Annotated in this window: 15 protein-coding genes and 1 tRNA gene; 3 read left to right on the plus strand and 13 right to left on the minus strand. The window is 66.0% G+C overall.

The genetic code is table 11. The features are described 5' to 3' along the window. Position 1: 1 nt before the first annotated feature. The 4 genes from IWX81_RS05505 to IWX81_RS05520 form a co-directional block, all read right to left on the minus strand. On the minus strand, positions 2-1,027 hold the full coding sequence (locus tag IWX81_RS05505; RefSeq protein ID WP_199280196.1) for a glycosyltransferase family 2 protein: 1,026 nt from the start codon (positions 1,025-1,027) through the stop codon (positions 2-4). Between the two features lie 104 nt (positions 1,028-1,131). Beyond that, complete coding sequence (locus IWX81_RS05510; protein ID WP_334593164.1) at positions 1,132-2,688, minus strand: S1C family serine protease; 1,557 nt, start codon at positions 2,686-2,688, stop codon at positions 1,132-1,134. A 95-nt stretch (positions 2,689-2,783) separates the two neighbouring features. Further along, positions 2,784-3,488 carry a PKD domain-containing protein gene (locus IWX81_RS05515; protein WP_199280198.1) on the minus strand — a complete coding sequence of 235 codons (705 nt, stop codon included), beginning with the start codon at positions 3,486-3,488 and terminating at the stop codon, positions 2,784-2,786. A 95-nt stretch (positions 3,489-3,583) separates the two neighbouring features. Continuing rightward, the gene (locus IWX81_RS05520) at positions 3,584-4,135 is read right to left on the minus strand and encodes a hypothetical protein (RefSeq protein WP_199280199.1); all 552 of its coding nucleotides are present in this window, start codon (positions 4,133-4,135) and stop codon (positions 3,584-3,586) included. A gap of 88 nt (positions 4,136-4,223) precedes the next feature. Between IWX81_RS05520 and IWX81_RS05525 the strand changes: the two genes are divergently transcribed. Then, the gene (locus tag IWX81_RS05525) at positions 4,224-5,438 is read left to right on the plus strand and encodes an aminotransferase class I/II-fold pyridoxal phosphate-dependent enzyme (RefSeq protein ID WP_199280200.1); all 1,215 of its coding nucleotides are present in this window, start codon (positions 4,224-4,226) and stop codon (positions 5,436-5,438) included. An 87-nt stretch (positions 5,439-5,525) separates the two neighbouring features. Here IWX81_RS05525 and IWX81_RS05530 read toward each other — a convergent pair whose 3' ends face one another. Continuing rightward, positions 5,526-6,320, minus strand: coding sequence for a carbon-nitrogen hydrolase family protein (locus IWX81_RS05530; protein WP_334593167.1), 795 nt, complete (start codon positions 6,318-6,320; stop codon positions 5,526-5,528). After that, complete coding sequence (gene nadE, locus IWX81_RS05535) at positions 6,317-7,144, minus strand: ammonia-dependent NAD(+) synthetase (RefSeq protein ID WP_199280202.1); 828 nt, start codon at positions 7,142-7,144, stop codon at positions 6,317-6,319. The genes IWX81_RS05530 and nadE overlap by 4 nt, the downstream gene beginning before the upstream one ends. Positions 7,145-7,227: 83 nt before the next feature. On the opposite strand from nadE, the gene IWX81_RS05540 reads away from it, so the two are divergent. Beyond that, positions 7,228-7,800: a 4'-phosphopantetheinyl transferase family protein gene (locus tag IWX81_RS05540; protein WP_199280203.1), complete on the plus strand. Its 573-nt coding sequence runs from the start codon at positions 7,228-7,230 to the stop codon at positions 7,798-7,800. A 158-nt stretch (positions 7,801-7,958) separates the two neighbouring features. Here the strand turns inward: IWX81_RS05540 and IWX81_RS05545 are convergent, their stop codons facing one another. Both IWX81_RS05545 and IWX81_RS05550 read right to left on the minus strand, forming a co-directional pair. Continuing rightward, positions 7,959-9,281: a M1 family metallopeptidase gene (locus IWX81_RS05545; RefSeq protein ID WP_199280204.1), complete on the minus strand. Its 1,323-nt coding sequence runs from the start codon at positions 9,279-9,281 to the stop codon at positions 7,959-7,961. Next, a complete protein-coding gene (locus IWX81_RS05550) occupies positions 9,278-13,222 on the minus strand; it encodes a Pls/PosA family non-ribosomal peptide synthetase (protein WP_199280205.1) in 3,945 nt (1,314 codons plus the stop codon). Before IWX81_RS05550 ends, IWX81_RS05545 begins: the two co-directional genes overlap by 4 nt. 179 nt (positions 13,223-13,401) lie before the next feature. Here IWX81_RS05550 and IWX81_RS05555 point away from each other — a divergent pair, with 179 nt between their 5' ends. Then, positions 13,402-13,932, plus strand: coding sequence for a hypothetical protein (locus tag IWX81_RS05555; RefSeq protein ID WP_199280206.1), 531 nt, complete (start codon positions 13,402-13,404; stop codon positions 13,930-13,932). A gap of 1 nt (position 13,933) precedes the next feature. Here IWX81_RS05555 and IWX81_RS05560 read toward each other — a convergent pair whose 3' ends face one another. The 5 genes from IWX81_RS05560 to IWX81_RS05580 all read right to left on the minus strand — a co-directional run bounded on the left by IWX81_RS05560 (position 13,934) and on the right by IWX81_RS05580 (position 21,493). Further along, positions 13,934-14,926 (minus strand): LLM class F420-dependent oxidoreductase, encoded by a 993-nt coding sequence (locus IWX81_RS05560; RefSeq protein ID WP_199280207.1) that lies wholly within the window; start codon positions 14,924-14,926, stop codon positions 13,934-13,936. 107 nt (positions 14,927-15,033) lie between these two features. Continuing rightward, complete coding sequence (locus IWX81_RS05565; protein ID WP_199280208.1) at positions 15,034-16,764, minus strand: family 14 glycosylhydrolase; 1,731 nt, start codon at positions 16,762-16,764, stop codon at positions 15,034-15,036. 508 nt (positions 16,765-17,272) lie between these two features. After that, positions 17,273-17,346, minus strand: a tRNA-Met gene (locus tag IWX81_RS05570). 47 nt (positions 17,347-17,393) lie between these two features. Beyond that, entirely contained in the window at positions 17,394-20,288 is a 2,895-nt protein-coding gene (locus IWX81_RS05575; RefSeq protein WP_199280209.1) for a UPF0182 family membrane protein, read from the minus strand. A 95-nt stretch (positions 20,289-20,383) separates the two neighbouring features. Beyond that, entirely contained in the window at positions 20,384-21,493 is a 1,110-nt protein-coding gene (locus tag IWX81_RS05580) for a YlbL family protein (RefSeq protein WP_199280210.1), read from the minus strand. Positions 21,494-21,568: the final 75 nt, after the last annotated feature.

The raw sequence follows: 21,568 nt of genomic DNA on the forward strand, positions 1-21,568 counted from the left end.
GTCACCTTCCCGTGCGCTCGGTGATATTCCTGGTGAGTTTCAGGAAGCCCAGGAGGAATCCGATACCCCATCCGAAGTGGATGCACGGCAAGACTATGAGATACCAGAGCCCGGTGACGATACCCCCGCTCGCCGCCCGCACTGAGGCAGCGATTACCACGAGCAGATAGAGGGCGGGAACCACGAACGCGAGAGCCAGTAACGGCACCCCGGCGACGAGGCCCACGATTCCGAGGATGAGCGTCGCGACGATACCGAGCACGGCTGCTGGGGGCACGAAATAGCGAAGACTGTTTGCCGTTCCGAATCGTCGGGCCAGCTCTCCCCGCCACATTCCGGTCGCCACGAACTGGCGGATGAGCTTGCGGAGACTCGAGCGGGGACGGTAGACGACAGTCAACTCGGGCGTGAACCACACAGTTCCGCCCGTGGCGCGAAGGCGACGGTTGAGCTCCCAGTCCTGGCCACGCTTGATGCCCTCGTCGAACAGGCCGACCTCGACCAGCCTGTCCCGTCGGAAGACCCCCAGGTACGCGGTATCCGCCGGGCCGGCTTTGCCGCCCACGTGATGCTGCGTTCCGCCGAGCCCTTCCGGCGAGCCGTAGGCGTGGGCCACAGCCTTCTCGAACGGGGTGTCGCCGACGGCTTTCATGATGCCGCCGACGTTGTCAGCGCCCGTGGCGAGAAGAGTGGCCACAGCGATCCGCGTGTAGTCAGGGGGCAGCACCGAATGGGCGTCGACGCGGACGACGACGGGATGGGTGGATGCTCGGATCGCGGCGTTGAGCCCGCCCGGCGTCGACCCCAGTTCGTTCGGGATGCGCCGGATCCTCGGATCGATCGCAGCCATGGCCGCTATGACGTCGTTCGTGCCATCGACGCTCGGACCGAGCGCGAGCACGACCTCGAACGGTCCCTCGTAGTCCTGCGCGATGAGGCTGTCGACGGCTGCCTCGATATGGTCCACCTCATTGAGCACAGGCATCACGTATGAGACGCCGGGAGGGGCGTCGGACTGCTGCGCCATGGGGTCCAATACGTCAGTTCGGTAAGACTTTCGAGCCTAGCAGCGACACGCAAATGGAGCGGGACCGCCGGTACACCGACGATCCCGCTCCAGATGGAGGGACCCTACTGAAGCTCTCCCAGGGTGACGTCTGCCTGCGCGGCCTTGCCGTCACGCACATAGGTGACCGTCGCTGACGCACCCGCGGCGAGCGCGCGAACCTGAGCCGTCAGGTCGGTCTTGCCGGTGACGGGAATGCCGTCGAGCTTGGTGATGACGTCGCCGACCTGCAGTCCGCCCGCGGCTGCCGCGCCGCCGGCCGAGATCTCCTTCACGACTGCTCCGACGACCTGGCTCTCGGTGCTCGAGGTGGCCTCATCCGTCACGTCACCGACTGAAGCGCCCAGCAGGCCGTGGGTGGCAGAGCCGGTGGCGATGATCTCGTCTGCCACGCGCTGCGCGAGGTTGGCGGGGATAGCGAACCCGACGCCGATGCTGCCGGCCTGGCTGCTCGCGCTGGAACCGCCGGCCGACGCGATGGCCACGTTGACCCCGATGATCTTGCCGTCGGAGTCCAGCAGCGCGCCACCGGAGTTACCCGGGTTGATCGCGGCATCCGTCTGGATGACCGACAGGGCGATCGTCGATGATGACGACGCGTTCGGGGTCTGGCCCGGAAGGTCGAAGTTGAACAGTCCATACGGGTCCTGCTGGGGGTCCGGCGCCTGGTCTCCGGTGTCGGGCACCGCGGATGAAGCAATGGTGATGCTGCGGTTGAGGGCGCTGACGATTCCGTTAGTAACAGTGCCGGCAAGGCCGAGCGGTGCGCCGATCGCGATTGCGGTGTCGCCGACATTGAGGTCGGAGGAGTCAGCGAATTCGGCAGGCTGGAGGTCGTCGACGCCGTCGATCTTGAGGACGGCGAGGTCGGAGATCGGATCCGTGCCGACGATGGTCGCATTCAGCAGGCGACCGTCGTTGGTGGTCACCTTGACCGACGTATCCCCCGCGGCACCATCGAGGGTGACCACGTGGGTGTTGGTCAGAACGTAGCCGTCTTTGCTCAGGATGATCCCAGAGCCGGTTCCCCCGGAGTTGCTGGATGCCACGCTGATGGTCACCACAGACGGAGACGCCTTTGCTGCCACAGCAGTGATCTCGTTGACGCTCTTCGTGTCGTTCACCGTGATGGTGGTGGGGCTCGCGTTTCCGACCACGGGCGCTGAGGCGGTGTTGGAGATGGCCCACATCGTGGCTCCGGCGCCTGACACGCCACCGATAAGTGCGCCGACGGCGAGCGCTGCGACGAGTCCTACCGCAGCCTTGCGCTTGGGCGAGCTGGAGGCCGGGGCACGGAAGGCCTCACCGGTGTGCTGGGGTGGCGGCGGCCCCTGCGGGTAGACGGGCGGTGCCGGCGTAAGCTCGGACCGCTGGGCGACTGGGGGGAGCTGGGTGGTCGCGGCCGTGGGCGCGGCGACAGGAGCCGATGCGGGCACAGCGGGCGGCTGCGGCGGGGTGGGAGCGAGCGGCTGGTCGGGGCGAGCGGCTTCGGGAGCGGATTCCGGTGTGGCGCCTCCCCCGGCGCTCGGGTCGGGCTGCTGCGTCACGTCAGGCTCTTCAGCAGGGTTGTGGTTGTCAGCAGGGGTGTGATCTTCTGCGGGCACCTGGGGGTTTTCGGTCATGGGAACTGCTCCTTTCAACGGTGTAAGCATCCACCGCTAACCTGAGCGTTGTATTTGGACGCGCCGTGAGCGCGCCGCAGCTTTATGAGGGAGTGTCAGCAGCCCGGACCACGCGGATTCACTGTACATTCACGCTCGACCAGCACCGTCGTCGCGTTTCCCGCGGTGGCGGTGAGCCGGTTGGACGGCACAGCCAGGGTGCCACTGATCGGGGTCCATCCCCCGGCACCGAACCGGTATTCGGGCGCATACAACACCGAAAGGTCGATCACGTACGTTCCGGGAGACCGATAGATGTGGCTTCCGGATGTCGGGCTGAACTCCGCGACGCCCGACGCCGCCCACGACGCTCCAGGGGTGCTGAGGGTCTTAGAGGTGCCGTCACCGTAGTTCCAGCGCCACGCCACCGGCGTGAACCGGACTGACGCCGGCTGCCCCAGCAGCACGCCATCCACCACCTGCCGAGTCGAGTCTGCGAAAAAGTTGGTGTCGAGGCCGACGATCATCCAGCCATTCGGCTCCATCCCCGCGACATCTGCCGACGGACGGAAGTTCGCGATGTCGGAAAGGGTGATGGGCAGCACCGGTGAGGTGATCGTAAACGGGTCGCGGCCCGCACCGAATCCCTGGCAGGGCCCACTGGGGGCCGGAGCTATGCAGACCTCGTCCTCCGGCACGGGGTCGTTGACACCGCCCCCGTCGATGCCCTCCCCCGGCTGCCGTGGAGAACCCGGCTGGTTGACGTCGATGCCGATCGTTACGTCGTCGTCGCCTAGGCCTGCGGTTACGCCCCCGCACAAGCCAATTATCGCGTCGGAAGGTAAGCAATTAGAAAGAACAGACCATGAAGCGGCGGGAATCGCAGTAACGGCTAGTGACGCGGATATGGCCGCCGTCAGCAGAAGTTGGTACCGGACCATGGCTCGCTCCTCGCCAGTTTTAGCTCAATTGGCATCGAAAAATATGCCTCGAAAGCAATTTCGAGCGGAAGTCGGTCCGTTCGATCGTCCGGAGTCACGACTAATCCAGCTTCATCGAGCGCGCGCACCTTTGAAACATCTAGACAAAGGTAAAGGTCGATGAACACTGCATCTGTACCTTGGTCGACTTGAATCAGACCTACCTCGTCAAAAGTCGAAGTACCTTCCGCTCGAAGTCCCATTTTTCGGTACACAGCAAAGGACTCGGCAGCGTTCGCCTGTTGATCAGCAGTAACAAAAGGCTCGAGTCGTTCGGGGTTCGCACCGCCGTCAGCGGCGATCTGATCCGACATTGCGAGGTACGCGGCATAGGCCGCCGTGGCGGCGGCCAGCGCCTCCTCGTCGGTGGCGAAGATCGGCGCGGCGGTAGGTTCGGGCGGTGTCGTTGCGGTGGGCTGCTGCGGGAGGCATCCACTCAGCAGCACGGCAGCGAGAGCCACTGTGGCCACCATCGACGCTGTGCGCATGACCACACGCTAGCGCTCAGGCGAGCAGCGCGCCCGAAACTTTCCACACCGCAAACTCGACCGCACGGCCCAGCCGTAAACTCGGGGTGTGAGTGTTCGTGGATCCTGGGAGCGTGCCGCGAGGGGTGCGATGCTTCTCGGGGGCGACGGTGAGTTGCGCCAGACCATCTTCGGCGAGATGTCTGCCCTTGCCGCGAGCACCGGTGCGATCAACCTCGGCCAGGGTTTTCCTGACGAAGACGGCCCCATCGAGGTGCTGGATGCCGCCCGCCAGGCCATCAGGGACGGAGCCAACCAGTACCCGCCGGCGCTGGGCATGCCGGTGCTGCGCGAGGCGATCGCCGCCCACCAGCAGAGGTTCTACGGACTCCGCGTGGATGCCGACAGGCAGGTGCTCGTCACCGCCGGCGCCACAGAAGCTCTCGCGGCGACCATCCTCGCGCTGACGGAAGAGGGCGACGAGGTGCTCACCCTCGAACCGTTCTACGACGCCTACGGCGCGATGATCGCCTTCGGCAAATCCACCCATGTCACGGTGCCGCTGAGGGCGCCGGAGTTCCTGCCCGACCACGATGACCTGCGTGCTGCCGTCACGGACCGGACCCGGCTCATCCTGATCAACTCGCCGCACAACCCGACCGGGTCGGTGCTTCCGCGGGAGACGCTCGAGCTGATCATCGCGCTGGCGTACGAGCATGACGCGCTGATCGTCACCGACGAGGTCTACGAGCACCTCACGTTCGGGCAGGGAGAAGCAGGGGTGGAGCACATCCCGATCTCGAGCCTCCCCGGCGGCTTCGACCGCACGATCACCATCTCCAGCGGCGGCAAGACGTTCAGCACCACCGGCTGGAAGATCGGCTGGATTATTGCCCCGCAGCCGATCCTGCAGGCGATCCTCGCCGTCAAGCAATACCTCACCTACGTGAACGGTGCACCCTTCCAGCCGGCGATAGCGGTGGGGCTCGGGCTTCCGGACGAATTCTTCAGCGGCGTGGCATCCACTCTGAAACGCAAGAGCGAGATCCTGAGTGACGGGCTCACCTCGGCCGGCTTCACCGTCAGCACGCCACAGGCTGGATACTTCGTGATCGCGGATGCCTCGGCGCTCGGCGTCAGCGATGCAGCCGAGTTCTGCCGGGCTCTGCCGTCCCTGGCGGGAGTTGCCGCCGTTCCCGTGAGCGCTTTCGTTCATCCCGAACGCCGTAAAGGATTCGAGACGCTCCTGCGATTCGCTTTCTGCAAGAAAATCGACGTACTCGAGCGTGCTGCGGCCCAACTCGCGGAGCTGCGCCTCACCTGATGTACTCCAAGGCCGCCCAAACTCCACTTTCTGCGCGCAGGTGAGCCGGAACGGTCGAAACTGGAGTTTCACGGGCGTAATCGTGCGCTAGAGCGCGTGGATGCCGAACCTGCGCAGCGTCAACGCCGGGTTGACGCGACGGACGGCCGCGACGCGCTCCGGCGACAGCTCGGCCACCGCGATGCCCTGCTCCTCGCCGATCGTCACAAGCTCGACGCCCATGGGATCGACGACCATGCTGTTGCCCACGCCGATCGGCGGGGCGTGATCGGCCGCGGCGACGTAGACGGTGTTCTCGAGGGCACGTGCGGTGACGAGCGTGCGCCAGTGGTGCTCCTTGAGCGGCCCGCGCACCCACTCGGCGGGCACCAGCAGCAGGTCGGCGCCGGCATCGACGAGCTGGCGCGACACCTCGGGGAACCGGATGTCGTAACACGTCTGCATGCCCACGGTGAAGCCCTCCCACGGGAAGGTCTGTGGCGGCGCAATATCCCCGGCACGTACGTGGTCAGACTCCCGCTGCCCGAACGCGTCGTAGAGGTGCAGCTTTCGGTACGTGGCCACCACGGCCCCGGCCGGCGACACGGCGACCAGCGTGTTGCTCACGTGCGTGGCATCCATCGTTTCGAGCATGCCCGCCACCAGGTGGATGCCCAGTGTCGACGCGATCTCTTTCAGCGCACTCACGAACGTACCGTCGAGGCTCTCGGCGGCGGCGAGCGATGCCGCGCCGAGCGCCGGTTCGAAGAACGACGAGTATTCCGGAAACACCACGAGCGTCGCCCCCCGTGTTGCAGCGCTCTCGGAAAACGTCCGGATGACCGCGAGATTCGCTGAGACGTCTGCGCCCGGTGCGAACTGGCAGACCGCGGCGAAACTCACGCCGACTGCCACCAGTCGTCGAACGGCGACACCGGCACCGTGCGCTTGTGGCGGGTGTTGATGTAGCGGGTCTCGATGGCGACGGCGACGGACTCCGGAACTTCCTTGCCCTCGAGATAGTCGTCGATGTCGGAGTAGCTCAGGCCGAGGTTCGCCTCATCGGTCTGGCCGGGGGTGTCATCGAGCAGGTCGGCCGTCGGCAGCTTGAGGTACAGGCGCTCGGGCGCGTCGAGGTGCTCCAGCAGCGCGCGACCCTGGCGCTTGCTCAGGCCGGTCAGGGGCAGGATGTCGGCACCGCCGTCCCCGAACTTCGTGAAGAACCCGGTGACGGCTTCTGCGGCGTGGTCGGTGCCCACGACGAGAAGGCTCGACTGGCCGGCGAGCGCGTACTGCGCCACCATCCTGGAGCGCGCCTTGACGTTGCCCTTGGTGAAGTCGAGCATCTCGGCTCCCGTCGCGTCGAGGTATTCGGCCTCGAACCCGTCGACGGCGCGGTGGATGTTGAAGGTCACCTGCTTGTCCGGCACGATGAACGCGAGCGCGAGCTGGGCGTCATCCTCGTCGGCCTGGACGTTGTAGGGCAGGCGCACCGCGGTGAATTCGGCGGCGGTGCCTTCGGCGCGAAGCTCCTCGGCAGCGAGCTGGCAGAGTCGACCGGCGAGGGAGGAATCCTGCCCGCCACTAATGCCGAGCACGAAGCCTGCGGCGCCACTGACGCGGAGGTATTCCTTGAGGAAGTCGATGCGCATGCGCACCTGGTCTGCCGGGACGATCACCGGCTGCACGTTCAGGTCGTAGATGATTCTTGCCTGCAGGGGGGTCATTGTAAGAATCTACCGTCCCCTCACCGCGGTCGTTTAATCGCTAAGCAATCCCCCAGCAATCGTCGCGCCGATACCATCGAGCGGTGCCCATGCTGCCCCCGTTCATCCACGTCAGGTGGCAGCGCCCCGGGCTCGAGCCGGCTCAGCGCGACACGGCACTGGCGATGCTCAGCGATGCTGAACTCTCCAGGCCCAGCAGTGACAGCTTCCTGCAGGGACGGATGCTGCTGCGCACGTTCGCGGGCGAACTGCTGGGTCTCGACCCCCGTGCCGTGCCGCTCAGCGCGACCTGTGCGGATTGCGGGGGGCCGCACGGCCAGCCGAGGATTCCCGGTCTCACCGTGAGCCTGTCGCACTGTGCCGCGGCCGTGGTCGCGGTCGCCGCCGTGGAGGGGAACCTCGGGGTCGACGTCGAGCCGCTCGCCGGTTCCGCGGAGCGGGCGGCCGCGATCGCCTCGGTGGCGGGGGCCGGTGGCATCCGACGATGGACCTCGGTGGAGGCCGTGCTGAAGTGCGACGGACGGGGGTTGCGCGTGGACCCCCGGGACGTGGAGGTCACCTCCGACAGCGCGACTCTCGGCGACGCGCGGTATGAGTTGTGGCATCCTGCACTGGCCACCGACCTGCACGCGACGGTAGCCTGGCGCGCCGACTGACGTCGACACTGAGGTCGAGATGACGCAAACGGCTGCCATCGGAGCCCGGTAGCCGCCATTGGCGTCAACTCGACAAGCGGAAGCGGAAGCGGAAGCGGGAGTGGGAGTGGGAGCGGAAGCGGGAACGGAGGCGCGGCGGAAGCGGGCTGAAAGGCTGGTCAGGGCAGCCGAGGCACTGGCCGGTCGAACAGCCAGGCGTCGAACAGCTCATCGAGCGGGGTCTCGGAGTAGCCGGCGGCGAGCGCCCTGAAGTCGTCGGTGCCGACGATGCCGAACCGGTTCTTCCTGGTCCACTCCCGCACGAGGTCGAAGAACTTCTCGTCACCGATGGTCCGCCGAAGCGCATGCAGCGTGAGCGCACCCCGCTTGTAGACCCTGTCGTCGAACATGAGCACGGGCCCGGGGTCGCCGACGATGATGTCGGTCGACTGGCCCACGAGGCCGCGGCGGAACTGGCGGGCCAGCGAGTCCGCCGACTGGCCGCCCTGGTGTTCGGACCAGAGCCACTCTGCATAGCAGGCGAAGCCCTCGTTGAGCCAGATGTGCTTCCACGATTCGAGACCGACACTGTTGCCGAACCACTGATGGGCGAGTTCGTGGGCGACGAGTCGCTCGACCAGCCCGATGCCGCCAGCGTGGTTCGAGCCGAAGATGGCCATCGCTTGCGCTTCGAGCGGGATCTCGAGCTCATCGGCGGTAACGATCACGGTGTACGCCGGGAACGGGTACGGGCCGAAGGAGCTCTCGAACAGCTCCATCATGACGGGCAGTTTCGAGAAATCGGCGAGCACGCCCTCACGCAGGCCCTGCGGATACACGAGAGCTCCCGGTACTGAACCGAGCTCAATCGGGGTGCGGACGTAGCGGCCGATCTGCAGCGTCACGAGGTAGCTGGCTGTTGGTTCTGCCTGCTCAAACGTCCAGTATCCGCGGCCCGACGACACGGTGTGGCGGGTCTGCACCCCGGTGCCGACGACGGTGTAACCCTGCTCAGTCACCACCCGGATGCCGTAACTCGCCCTGTCGGCGACGTCGTCGTTGCAGGGATACCAGCTCGGCGAACCCGACGGCTGAGAGGCGACGAGCACGCCGTCATCCAGCTCCTCCCAGCCCACCGGACCCCACGTGCTCGGTCGCGGCACGGGCGAACCCGAATATTCGATGACCACGATGAACGGCGTGTCAGCCGCGATCGGGGTGGCAGGAGTGACGGTGAGCTTGTTGGTCGTCTGCCGGAACGTCGATCCACGCTGGCCTTCGATGCGCAACTTGTCGACGCGCAGGCGCGAGAGGTCGAAGCTGAACTTCTCGAGCACCTGGGTGCTGGTCGCGCGGATGATGGCCGTGCCATCCAGCCTGTTGGTCGCGACGCGGTAGCGGATGTCGAGTTCGTAGCGGTCGACGCCGTATCCACCGTTCCCGTTGCCCGGGAGGTAGCTGTCGCCCGCGGTCGCCGCCCCAATGCTCGGCAGCGACTTCATGAGACCTTCGCGTGGTAGTCCGCGAAGCGCACCTCTCGCCACGGGCCGATGGGATTACCGCTCCAACGGCTGCCGACCGGCACCAGTTCGCCTCGCATGACGAGTGACGCCGGGCCGACCGTGCCGTGGTCGCCGATGGTCGCGGCGGGAAGGATGACGCTATGCGGGCCGAGAGTCGCGCCGTCGTGCAGCGTCACAATATCCATACTCATGATTCGATCATGAAACAGGTGGGTCTGCACAACGCAGCCCCGGTTGACGGTCGAGCCGTCGCCGAGGTGTGCCAGGTCGGCTTCGGGCAGCCAGTACGTCTCGCACCAGACCCCGCGGCCGATCTTCGCACCGAGGCTGCGCAGCCACCAGACGAGCGCCGGGGTGCCGGTTGCCGCCTGTGCGAACCAGGGTGCCGCGACCATCTCGACGAACGTGTCTGCCACTTCGGTGCGCCAGACGAACGATGACCAGAGTGGATGCTCCCCCACCCGAATGCGCCCGACGAAGATCCACTTCGCCGCCGTGCTGGCCGCGGCGGCCACCGCCCCTGCGACGAGCATGACGATACCGCTCACCAGCGCCGTGGCGATGGCCCCGAACGTGACCGTGAGCGCGGCGAGGGCGAACAGCACGCCGAGGCCGATGCCGTACGAGACGATGACGGGAAGCACGCGCAGCAGCTCCCAGAGCGCCCGGGCGATGCGCAGCCTGAACGGTGGGCTGAACGTGCGGCTGTCATCGGCGGCGGCGACCGTGCGGCGCAGGCGCACCGGAGGCGAGCCGAGCCACGACGATCCGGCCTTGGATTTGCGGGGTGCCGCCGACAGCACGGCCACCAGGCCGTCTTTGGGAACCTTGTGTCCGCCGGCCGCCATGCCGGAATTGCCGATGAACGCGCGCTTGCCGATATCCGCTTCGCCCACGCGCACCCAGCCGCCACCGAGTTCGTAGGAGGCGATCATGGTGTCGTCAGCGAGGAACGCGCCATCACGGATGGTGGTCATCGACGGGAGCAGCAACACCGTCGAGGCTTCGACATTGCGCCCGACTGTCGCTCCGAGCATCCTGAGCCAGACGGGGGTGAAGAGACTCGCGTAGAGCGGGAACAGCAGGGTGCGCGACAGGTCGAGCAGGCGTTCGATGCTCCACACCTGCCAGCCGGTGCGGCTGCGCACGCCGAAGATGCCGGGCGTCACGCCGATGCTCAGCAGCCTGGTCAGGATGACGACGAACGCGGCGAGCACGAGGGCCGAGAGCACGGTGGCCGGCGCCACTGCCGCTGCGGCGCGCCAGGCGGCATCGGCGAGGGTTGGTGCATCACGGATGGCGGCAGCGACCACGAGTCCGCCAGCGGCGAGTGACACGATCGGGATCAGCGAGAGCAGCGTCGACGACAGGCCGAACGCGAACACCCAGCGGCGGCCGCGGGGCGGTCGGTGCTCCGGCCACCATGCGGCGTGCCCTCCGACGCGCTGGGCGGGTGAGCCCTCCCAGCGCTGGCCGGCGGGCACGCGACCGAACACCGCGGAACCCGGCGCGATCTCGGCGTGCTTGCCGACCCGGGTTCCGGCGAGAAGCGTGCTGCGGGCACCGACCGAGCTGTGGGCGCCGATGCGGATCGCGCCGATGCGCAGGGTGTCCCCGTCGATCCAGTAGCCGGTGAGGTCGACTTCGGGCTCGATGGATGCCCCGTATCCGATTTCGAGCATGCCTGTCACCGGGGGCAGGGTGTGCAGGTCGACGTCGTGATCGATTTTCGCGCCGAGCGCACGTGCGTAATAGGTGATCCAGGGTGCGCCGGCGAGACTCACGGCGCCGACGAGATGCGCGGCCTGCTCGGCCAGCCAGAGCCTGAGGTGCACGCTGCCGCCGCGGGGATAGTCTCCGGCGCGCACACCGGCCAGCAGCAATCGCGCGCAGATCACCGCAATGGCCATGCGACCGAGCGGGGTAGCGAAGAGAAGCAGGGCGGGCACCAGCACGACCGGGTCGATCCGCGGAAGCACCTCGAAGCCTGTCGACCAGTTCAGGATCTCGCTCGCGGTCAGCAGGTAGACCAGCCAGCGCATGCCGCTCAGCACATACAGCGGCACTCCGAGCACGGTCTGCAGCACCTGCATGCGGAGCGGTGTCGGGGTGACCCGGTGGTAGTCATCCCGGGGCGCCTCCGGCACCTGCGCGGCCATCGCATCGGCCATCGCGCCGAGCGTCGGATGCGCATAGATCTCCGCGACCGTGAACTCGGGCGCGCGCTGCCTGATCCGGGCGACGAGCTGGGCGGCGGCAAGCGAACCACCGCCGAGGTCGAAGAAGTTGCTCGACAGGTCGGTCACGCCGACACCGAGCACGGACTGCCAGGCCTCGGCGAGAGAGCGCTGGTTGTCGTCGAGCCCCGCGCTGTCTGCCGCGACATCCGGAAGCGGCCACGGCAGGGCGGCCCTGTCGATCTTGCCGGAGGTGCGGGTGGGCAGCTCGTCCACGATCGCGAGTAGCGGCACGAGGGCCGCGGGCAGCTCCTCCCGCAGCCTCACGATCGCTGCCGTGCGGTCGAAGTCGATGGATGCCGCGACCGCGAGGTATCCGACAATGATCTGGTTTCCTGCAGCGGTCTGCCTCACGGCAGCGGCCGCGCCGGAGACGCCCGGGAGCTCCTGCAGGGCCGCCTCGATCTCCCCCAGCTCGATGCGCCGACCGCCGACCTTCACCTGGTCGTCTGCGCGACCCTGGAACACGAGCCCAGCCCGTTCGAAGCGCACGAGGTCTCCACTCCGGTAGGCCCGACTCCACCCCAACTGCTCGTGCTGGGCGTATTTCTCGGCGTCCTTCGCGGGGTCGAGGTAGCGCGCGAGGCCCACGCCGCCGATGACGAGCTCCCCCACCTCACCCTCGGCCACTGGCGTCCCGAGTTCGTCGACGACGGCGAGATCCCAGCCGTCCAGTGGCAACCCGATGCGAACTGGTGCACTGCCATCGAGGATGGCGGCGCACGAGACCACGGTGGCCTCGGTGGGCCCGTAGGTGTTCCACACCTCACGACCATCGACCGCGAGCCGCTCACCGAGTTCGGGCGGGCAGGCCTCACCGCCGAAAATCAGCAGTCGCACGTTCTCGAGCGAATCCGCCGGCCAGAGCGCCGCAAGAGTGGGGACTGTCGAGACGACGGTGATGCCGCGGGACGTCAGCCACGGGCCGAGATCCATTCCGCTGCGCACGAGCGATCGTGGTGCCGGGACGAGACAGGCTCCGCTCGACCAGGCGAGCCACATTTCCTCACAGGAAGCGTCGAATGCCACGGAAAGCCCGGCGAGCACGCGGTCGCCGGGGCCGAGCGGCTCGGCAGCGAGGAAGAGCCTGCGCTCGGCATCCACGAACGCAGCGGCAGAGCGGTGGCTCACCGCGACGCCCTTCGGCGTTCCCGTGGAGCCCGACGTGAAGATGATCCACGCGTCGTTGTCGATGGTCGGCGGTGCGACGAGTTGCGCCATCGCAAGGCTCGCGTGCGGCGGGTTGCCGCCGTACAAGGCAACGGTGGTCTCGGGTTCGCTCGAGAGGGCGAAGGTTCCGGTGCCCGTGATGACGCCGCAGACTCCGGCCTCTCCGAACACCAGATCGGCGCGCTCCTGGGGGTCGTCCGCGTCGACCGGGACGTACGCGGCACCGGCGGCAATCACGGCGAGGATCGAGACGTACAGTTCACGGGAGCCCGACGGCATCCTGATCCCCACACGATCGCCGCGGGCGACTCCTGCACCATTCAGGCGGGCGGCGACCTGGATGACGCGTGCCATCAGCTCGCGGTAGCTGAGGGCTCCCCCGCCGTCGTCGAGCGCCGAAGCCTCGGGATGCGCCGCCGTCGTCTCGCGCAGGATGTCGAGCAGCGTGCGTGGGCCGGGGGCGAGGTGCGACGCCAGCATCAGGCCACTGGGCGGTTGGTCATCCTGGGGCATAGGGCCCCCAGACTATCGGTGACGGGTTTCGGTCCCGTGGCGGTATCGCCGACACAGGCAACGTTAACCACCCGGTCATCTGCCGTTAATCCGTGGCGCACCTCGCCACGCAGACGATTTCGCGGGACACTACGGGTGGTGAACCGGCGCCGGTTCGCTACGAACGCAGGGAGAGACCCATGGCATCAGGTAAGAAGACAGCGTCTAAGAAGACAGCCCCGAAGAAAACCGCGTCGAAGAAGACGGTTTCGGGGAAGACAGGGACGAAGATCGACCGCACCGCCGCGGAGAAGCTCACGCGGAAGACGAACAAGAAGCTCGAAAAGCTCGCAACGGAAGCCGAAGCCATTGCGCGCAAGGCATCAAGGAAGCTCGCGAAGAAGGCCGACAAGCAGAAGGTCACCTCAAAGGCAGAGGCTGCGAAGGCGAAAGCCGCTGCGAAGGCGCAGGCGAAAGCGGACGCGGCGAAAGCTGCCAAGGCCGCCGAGAAGAAGGCGAAGACCGATCGCAAGGCCGCCAAAAAGTCAAAGCCGACTGTGACGAAGACGCCGTTGGTAGCACCTCGCGCACGGGCAACGGGGACCACCACCACGCCGAGCGCCAGCTGGACCGTCGCCCAGCTTCGCGCTCACGCTCGATCGACCGGTCTCACGGGCTACTCACGACTCGGCAAAGACGCGCTGCTCGCTGCCGTCACCGCCAAGCGTTAGCTCACCCGAGCGCGGGCATGACCTCTCGCTCGAACAGCTCGATTCCGCTGCGGTCGTATGCAGCCTCCGGGAAATAGTGGATCTGGTAGCCCAGCCCCCTGGCCGCCATATCGCTGAAGCGCTCGACGAGCTGCTCGGGGGTGCCGACGCCCAGCTCGTTGCCGCTGCGGTAGTCGGCGACGAACTCGGCCGCTTTCGACTCGCCTAGGTACGGGGTCACCCTGGCCTCGATGGCGTCGATCTTCGCCGTTACCTCGGCCTCCGTGGCCGCGATGATGGTGTTGTAGTTCGAGGATCGCACTATCGCGTCGAAGTCTGTTCCTGCATCGGCGCAGTGCTGGCGCAAAAGCTCGCTCTTGGCGTCGAACGTCTCGGGGTCCCCGGCGAAGTTCGTGTATTTCGCATACTCCGCCGCGATGCGCAGCGTGACCTTCTCGCCTCCGCCGGCCACCCACATCGGCGGGCCACCCTGCTGCAAAGGGAGCGGCCTCACGATCGCGCCATCCACCTGGTAGTGCTCGCCGTCGAGGGTTGCGGTGCCGGTCGTCCACGCCTGGCGCATGATCTCGAGCCCCTCACGGAGCTGGGCGAGCCGCTTGCCCGCGGTCGGGAAACCGTAACCGTACGCCCTCCACTCGTGCTCGTACCAGCCGGCACCGATCCCCATCTCGGCACGACCGCCCGAGATGATGTCGACAGTCGCGGCCACTTTGGCGAGATAGGCAGGATTCCGGTAACCCATGCACGTGCACATCTGGCCGAGCCGAACGCGTGACGTCGACGCCGCGAAGGCAGCCATGAGCGTCCAGGCCTCGTGGGTGGCTTCCTCGGTCGCCACGGGCACTGTGTGGAAGTGGTCGTAGACCCAGATGGATTCCCACTGACCCTGGTCGGCGTACGACGCGAGGTCGCTCATGGCCTTCCACTGGTCGGCCGGCTCGATGCCGACGAGGTCATGACGCCAGCCCTGGGGTACGAAAAGTCCGAATCTCATGTTTTCCAGCTAACCACGGGCACGGACCCATCGCACCCCGACATGAGGATTCTACGAAAATGGCGCCCGACCCATCGGGGCCGGACGCCATCAGTCAACGTCGATCTTTACAGCCGCGTCACGGTGTACGCCTTCGTCGTTTCGTTGAACGTGATCCTGTAGGTCGCGTTCGAGCTCACTGCGATGTCGCCGCCGTTCTGCATGGCAGTACCCGTGAGCCCGGCGCCACCGTAGTTGAGGCTCCAGTCACCGCGGACGTCGAACTTGAACCGCTGGCTCGCTGCGGAACCGAATGTCACGCTCGCTGCGGTCCAGACGTTGCCCGACTTCGTCATGGGCGTGCTGAGTGCCCAGTTGTTGTTGGTGCCGCGCAGATAGAGGGATGACCATGCGGTGCCGGCCGGGCGATACTTCTGGATGAATTGCGCGTAGCGGGTCGCCCCCGTGCCCGAGGCCACCTCCCCGACGCGCAACACGGTCATGCCGAGGTATGGATAGTTGTCGAACGCCTGGTTGACGTTGTCCCACCCACCGTTGGAGGTGATGCCACCCGCGAGGGCGTTCTCGCCTTTGATTTTGACGTTCTGACGGCCAGCCTCAGCGCCCACCCACCCGACGAGGGTCTTCGCCTGGGAGTACTGCGGCGCGAAGTTCTCGTCGTTGAATTCGAGGCAGGTGAAGTGCAGGATCGCTGCTCTGCCCGAGTCGGAGACACGGTTGGCGAGCCCGACGATGTTCGCGTAGCCACGACCCTTGTTCGCGGCATACATGTCGACGCTGGTCTGGATGAGGCCAGCGGCCACCTCCGCAGCTCGCGGAGTCGGCCCGGTCATCGACCAGTGCACCCCGGGGATTTTGTAGCCGATCTCGGCACCAGGGAATGACGTTCCAAGCGCCGTGAGCACGGTGTCGAGCATCCGCTCGCCATGATCGACGAGGCTCTTGTTGTACCAGTCGATGAGGTCTTTGCCGTACTTGATGTTGCGGTAGTCACCCGAGGAGAAGAAGAAGCCGGCATTGCTCGGGGGCTGGATCTGGGTTGCCGCCGTGAGGCTCGATCCCCAGGCAGTATTCACGCCGGCGATCGTTCCGTACTTCGCGATCGTCCACTGCTGGAAGCTCTTGATCGCGAGCGGCGAGTACGACTGGAGGGCACCACGGGTGGGATATCCGGAGCCCGAATCGTGACCGTTGTATGACGGATACCTCAGCTCACCGGCCGGGCCGAGCGAGACGTTGATCTCCTGCATGCGCGTGGCGTACGTCGCGCCGTAGCGCGCAACGAAGGACTGCGTGAAGGCCTGATACTCGTTCAGCACGAGCTGGTCGGCCCACCCCTGCACTGTCTCGTTCGAGAAGTTGCCCTGCTCGCTGCGGTGCTTCAGGCCGTTGCCGTCGAGTGTGACCCCGTTGAGCGTCGCGCCGGTGTACTTGCCCGAGAGCCAGGACGGCAGCGGGATGTTGCACGTGTCGCCGACGTTGCCACCACACTGGTGGAACGAGAAGATCGGCACGATGTCGAGCCCGCGGCTGGTGATCGCGGTGAACACCTGGTCGTAGTAGCTCCAGTTGAACTGGTTGTCGCCGGCGGCCTCGACCTTGCCCCACCAGACGTCGACCGTGACGGCGTCGACTCCATAGGCCTTGACCGTGGCCAGCTGGTTGCCGAATTGCGTGAAGTCGCTGACTTCGAGCGGCGACATCACGTTGGCGGTGAAGTCCGGATTATTGGTGGCGGTGGCTGCTGTGGCCGCGGTGGGCCCGGCAATGAGAGTGGCAATGACCGCCAGCGTGAGGCTGATAGCCCCCGCCGCCGTACGCCGTCTTCGAATCTGCATGAACATGCTCCCCAAGAGGTGGAGCGACTTCGTCGTCGCTGAGGGCCGACCTCGGTTTCATCATCGCGCAGTTCGGGGCAACTGTGCAAGCGCTTGCATACATGGATTTCGAGACCCGCGGGATTCCGCCGATATACCGCTCCGTTGCACCACGGCTCACTGAAAATCTCGGCGCGTGGCGAGCGAATCCGCCCCACCGCTGGCGCTTGGACCCGGACCCGGACGGTGTTGCGCAACCCGAGTCGCTCTCCGTGGCCGTTTGCCGCCCCGACAGACCTCGAACTGCGGCACATTGCGCGAGAACCGCGGAGAACTCGACATCTGCCGCAGTTCGTGGGTGATGAGGCCGTGTCGTTGCGGGGACAGGATGTGACTCCCCTACTGAGCCGCATCCAGACCGCTTCGCCGCCCGGATGCGGCTCAGTAGGGGCCCACAAACAGGTTCGCGTCCGAATTCGGAGACCAAACAGAAATGGCCCGGTCTGAAGACCGGGCCATTTCTTTTTCGTTGCGGGGACAGGATTTGAACCTGCGACCTCTGGGTTATGAGCCCAGCGAGCTACCGAACTGCTCCACCCCGCGGCGTATTACAAGCGTAACACAGCGCGGGGTGGAGGCCGTACGGGGCGCTAGCTGGTCGCCGCGATGGCCTGGTTGATGGCCGCCACCATTCGCTCGTCGGCCTCAGCAGCGGCGACGAGGTCGCCTGACGCATAGGCCGCCTGGCGGTCGGACAGCGCCGACTGGTAGTCAGACAACGCCTGGCTCAGAGCGGCGTTGTCGGTGGGTGTCGTCGGCTCCGTCGGAGTCGTCGGGTCGACGGGCGCCGTCGGGTCGACCGGCGTGGTCGCATCCGTCGGAACCACTTCACCATCGCCGGCGTTTGCTCCCGAGTCGCCTCCGAAGAGGGTGTCGAGCGCCTGGTCGAGGGTGTCCTCGAAGGCGATCTGGTCACCGAACGAGACGAGCACCTTGCGCAGCAGCGGGTACTGGGTTCCACTCGTGGCCTGCACGTACACAGGCTGCACATAGAGCAGTCCACCACCGACCGGGAGCGTCAGGAGGTTACCCAGCCTGACCTCGGTCTCACCGCGCTGCAGCAGCGCGAGCTGGTTGGCTACATCGGTGTCGGTACGGAAGTTGTTCTGCACCTGGCCCGGGCCGGGCTGCGTCGTCTGCTTGGGCAGGGTGAGCAACGTGAGCTTGCCGTAGTCGGGCCCTGCGTCGGAGTTCACCGCGAGGTATCCGGTGAGCACGTTACGCGTGGAGTCCGCACTCGCCCTCGGGATGAAGGTCGAGTACAGCGAGAACGCCGGAGCATCCGTGCCGGGCACCTGCATCGTGAGGTAGTACGGCGGCTGCAGGGTCTGAGCTGCTGCTGCACTCACCGGGTCGTCCGGGGTGATCCACTGGTCGTCGCTCGAGAAGAACGAACCGGGGTCGGTCACGTGGTACGAACCGAGGATTGCGCGCTGCACCTTGAACAGGTCTGCCGGGTAGCGCACGTGCTCGAGCAACTGGTCGCTCATATCGCTCATCGGCTTGATCGTCGTCGGGAAGATCTTCTCCCAGGTCTTCAGCACGGGGTCTTCGTCATCCCACGAGTAGAGGGTGACGGTGCCGTCGTAGGCGTCGACCGTGGCCTTGACCGAGTTCCGGATGTAGTTCACGTCATCCACAGCAAACGCGGGGCGAGGCTGGTACGTGTCGGCGATCATGTCGCTGAGCTGCTCGACGCGGGAGTACGGGTAGTTGGTTCCCGTGGTGTATCCGTCGACGACCCAGACGATCTTTCCGTCGACCACGGCCGGGTACGAGTCGTTGTCGAGGGTCAGGTACGGCGCGACCTTCTGTACGCGATCGCGGGGGTTGCGGTCGTAGAGCACCTGGGACTCGTTGGTGACGGCATCCGACAGGAAGATCTGCTCTGACTGGAACTTGATCGCGTAGATGAGCTTCTTGAACACGTTGTCGAGCTTCGGCCCACCGTCACCGGCGAACGTGGTCTGCTCGTTTGCGTCACTCTCTGCGCCACCCGAGGGGTAGTCGAGTTCGATCGGACGGCTGCCCTCAGGCCCACCCGCGATCGAGTACGTGGGCGACTGCTCGCCGAAGTACACGCGCGGCTCGAAGTCTCCGAGGGCTCCGACGCTCGGGATACCCGACTCTAGGAAGACGGGCTCACCGTCAGACGAACGCTGGTTACCGAACGCCGCCACCAGGCCGTAGCCGTGGGTGTAGACGAACGTGTTGCTGTAGTCGGTCTGCGAATCGCCGAGACCGGCCTGGTTGAGCTCGCGAACCGCGATCACGGTGTCCTGGGTCTGGCCGTCGATCTCGTACCGGTCGACGTCCAGATGGGGAGCGAAGTCGTAGTACTGCTTGAACTGCTCGAGCTGCTTGAACGCGTTCGGTGCGATCGCGGGGTCGAGGATGCGGATGTTGGCGGTCGTCTCGGCGTCTGCACGCAGCGCGCCGGGCTCGGCGTCAGAGGTTGCGCTGTACGGAACCTCTTCGACGTCCGCAACGCCATAGGCCTCGCGGGTCGCGTCGATGTTTCTCTCGATATACGGAGCTTCGTAGGTCTGGGCGCTCGGCTCGACCTGGAAGCGCTGCACGATCCAGGGGTAGAGGCTACCCACGACCAGCCCGCTGACGAGCAGCAGAGCCGTGCCGATGATCGGCAGGCGCCAGCGGCCGATGATGGCCGTGACGATGAAGAGCACGGCGACAACCGCGGCGATTCCGGCGAGGATGGCGCGACCGGGGATGGTCGCGTTCGCCTCCGTGTAGCCGGCTCCGGTGACCAGGAAGCCCTGAGCCGGGGAGTACAGCGTCGTGTACTGGTCGAGCCAGATGCTCGCCGCCTGCAGCGCGATGAAGATCGCTGCGGTGATGGAAATCTGGACGCGCGCTGAGCGCGAGATCCGCACCTCGCGGCCGTTGAATCGGAGCGCGCCGTAGAGGTAGCTCGTCGCGAGCGCGCCGACACCGGAGATCAGCACGACGGCTGACGCGAATCCGAGCGCACCGTGGAAGAGCGGAAGGTCGTAGAAGTAGAACGACACGTCGAGGCCGAACTGCGGGTCGGTCTCACCGAATGGCGTCTTGTTCAGCCACTGGAGCACGATCGGCCAGTTGGTGGCCGTCGAGACGCCGCCGAAGACACCCAGCAGCACCGGGATGCCGATCATGGCGAGTCGACGAAGCGGCTCGATCACCTGCTGGTAGCGGTCGAGCTGCGAGTTGAGCTTCGCGTACACGGGCCTGGCGCGGAAGGCGACCAGGATGCTCACGTACACGGGGATAGCCATGGCGAAGAATCCGACGAGGAACATGATCGCCCCGGCGAACCACTGCGTGGTCAGAACGTTCAGGAAGCCGAGCTGCTCATACCAGAGCACTTCGGTGTACAGGTTGGACACCACGAAGAATGCGATCACCACTACGGCAATGATCACCGCCGTGATGGTGAGGGTGACCCTCGTTCGATTTGCTGCTGCCGGTGCGGATTGTGTCGACACTGTGTTGTTGCTCCTGCTGTTGGGGGGCGTGCATCCATCTTAAAGGGCAAGCCTGCAAAACTGCCCGACACGGGTCCGGCATGACGATGGTGAGGTTATGACACCGGACAGGTGGGAAGCGAGCTGGTCGAGGTTCCGGACTCGATCGCGGTGAGCGCGTCGAGAGCCTCATCCAGGGTCGCGATCGAGAACACCGTGAGCCCGTCGGGGATATGACCCGTGACCTCGTTGCAATTCGAGGCCGGGGCGAGGAACCAGCTGGCGCCTGCAGACCTGGCGCCGTAGAGCTTCTGCTGGATGCCTCCGATCGGGCCGACCTCACCGGATCCGCTGATCGTGCCGGTGCCCGCGATGTTCTCGCCGCCGTTCAGCTCGCCCTCGGTGAGTTTGTCGATGATCCCGAGCGCGAACATCATGCCGGCGCTCGGCCCGCCGACATTCTCGAGCTGGATCCGCACATCGATCGGGAAGTCGTAGTCGCCACCCGCGATGATCCCGATGATCGGCACCGGGTCTGCTCCGGCAGCCATAGTCGGGGTGATCGACACGGTCTTCGGCTCCCCGTCGCGGGTGATGTCGACGATGGCAGCTTTATCGACGCCGTTCGCGGCGATCTGGGCGCGCAGCCCCGTGACATCCGAGAAACTGACTCCGTTGACGCTGAGCAGCACGTCACCGGCAGCCAGCACACCATCTGACGGTGAGCCCTCGGATGATTCGACTACCCTGACCGTGCTCTCGAAGGTGTATCCCAACTCCGTCAGCGCTGCCGCGACGGCCTCCTTCTGGGAGTTCTCCATGTCGACCCTCCCCTGGGTGTTGGAATCCTCGAGGGAGACTCCGGCGGGGTAGATGAGGTCGACGGGCACGACAGCCTTGCTCGGGTCGAAGTAGGCGGACGCGATCTCGAGCCAGCTCGGGAGCTCCTGCCGGTTTCCCCGGATGCTCACTGTGAGCATGTCGAGAGCGCCACCGGTCTCATAGGTCGTCTCGTTCGGAATCTGGATCATCGGCACCTCCTCGCCGTCGATCGTGACGTCACCGAGGGTGTTGTAGACCGGCCCGGGCTGCTCGATGACGAACGGAGCGGGAATCAGGGCAACGGTGACGACACCGACGAGCCCGATGCCGAGGATCGTCCAGCCGATCCAGCGCCGCCGGGGATTCGGCTGGGGATCCGGTGAAATGTCGGTGAAGATGGCCACCGGTAGTCCTTACGCGCGAGGGTTGAGATCGGCTGTTCGCCACGGGCGCACGATCGAAAAGCCCAGCCTAGGTGA

Origin of the sequence: Salinibacterium sp. CAN_S4 (assembly GCF_015752305.1) — a bacterium.
Taxonomy (GTDB): domain Bacteria; phylum Actinomycetota; class Actinomycetes; order Actinomycetales; family Microbacteriaceae; genus Rhodoglobus.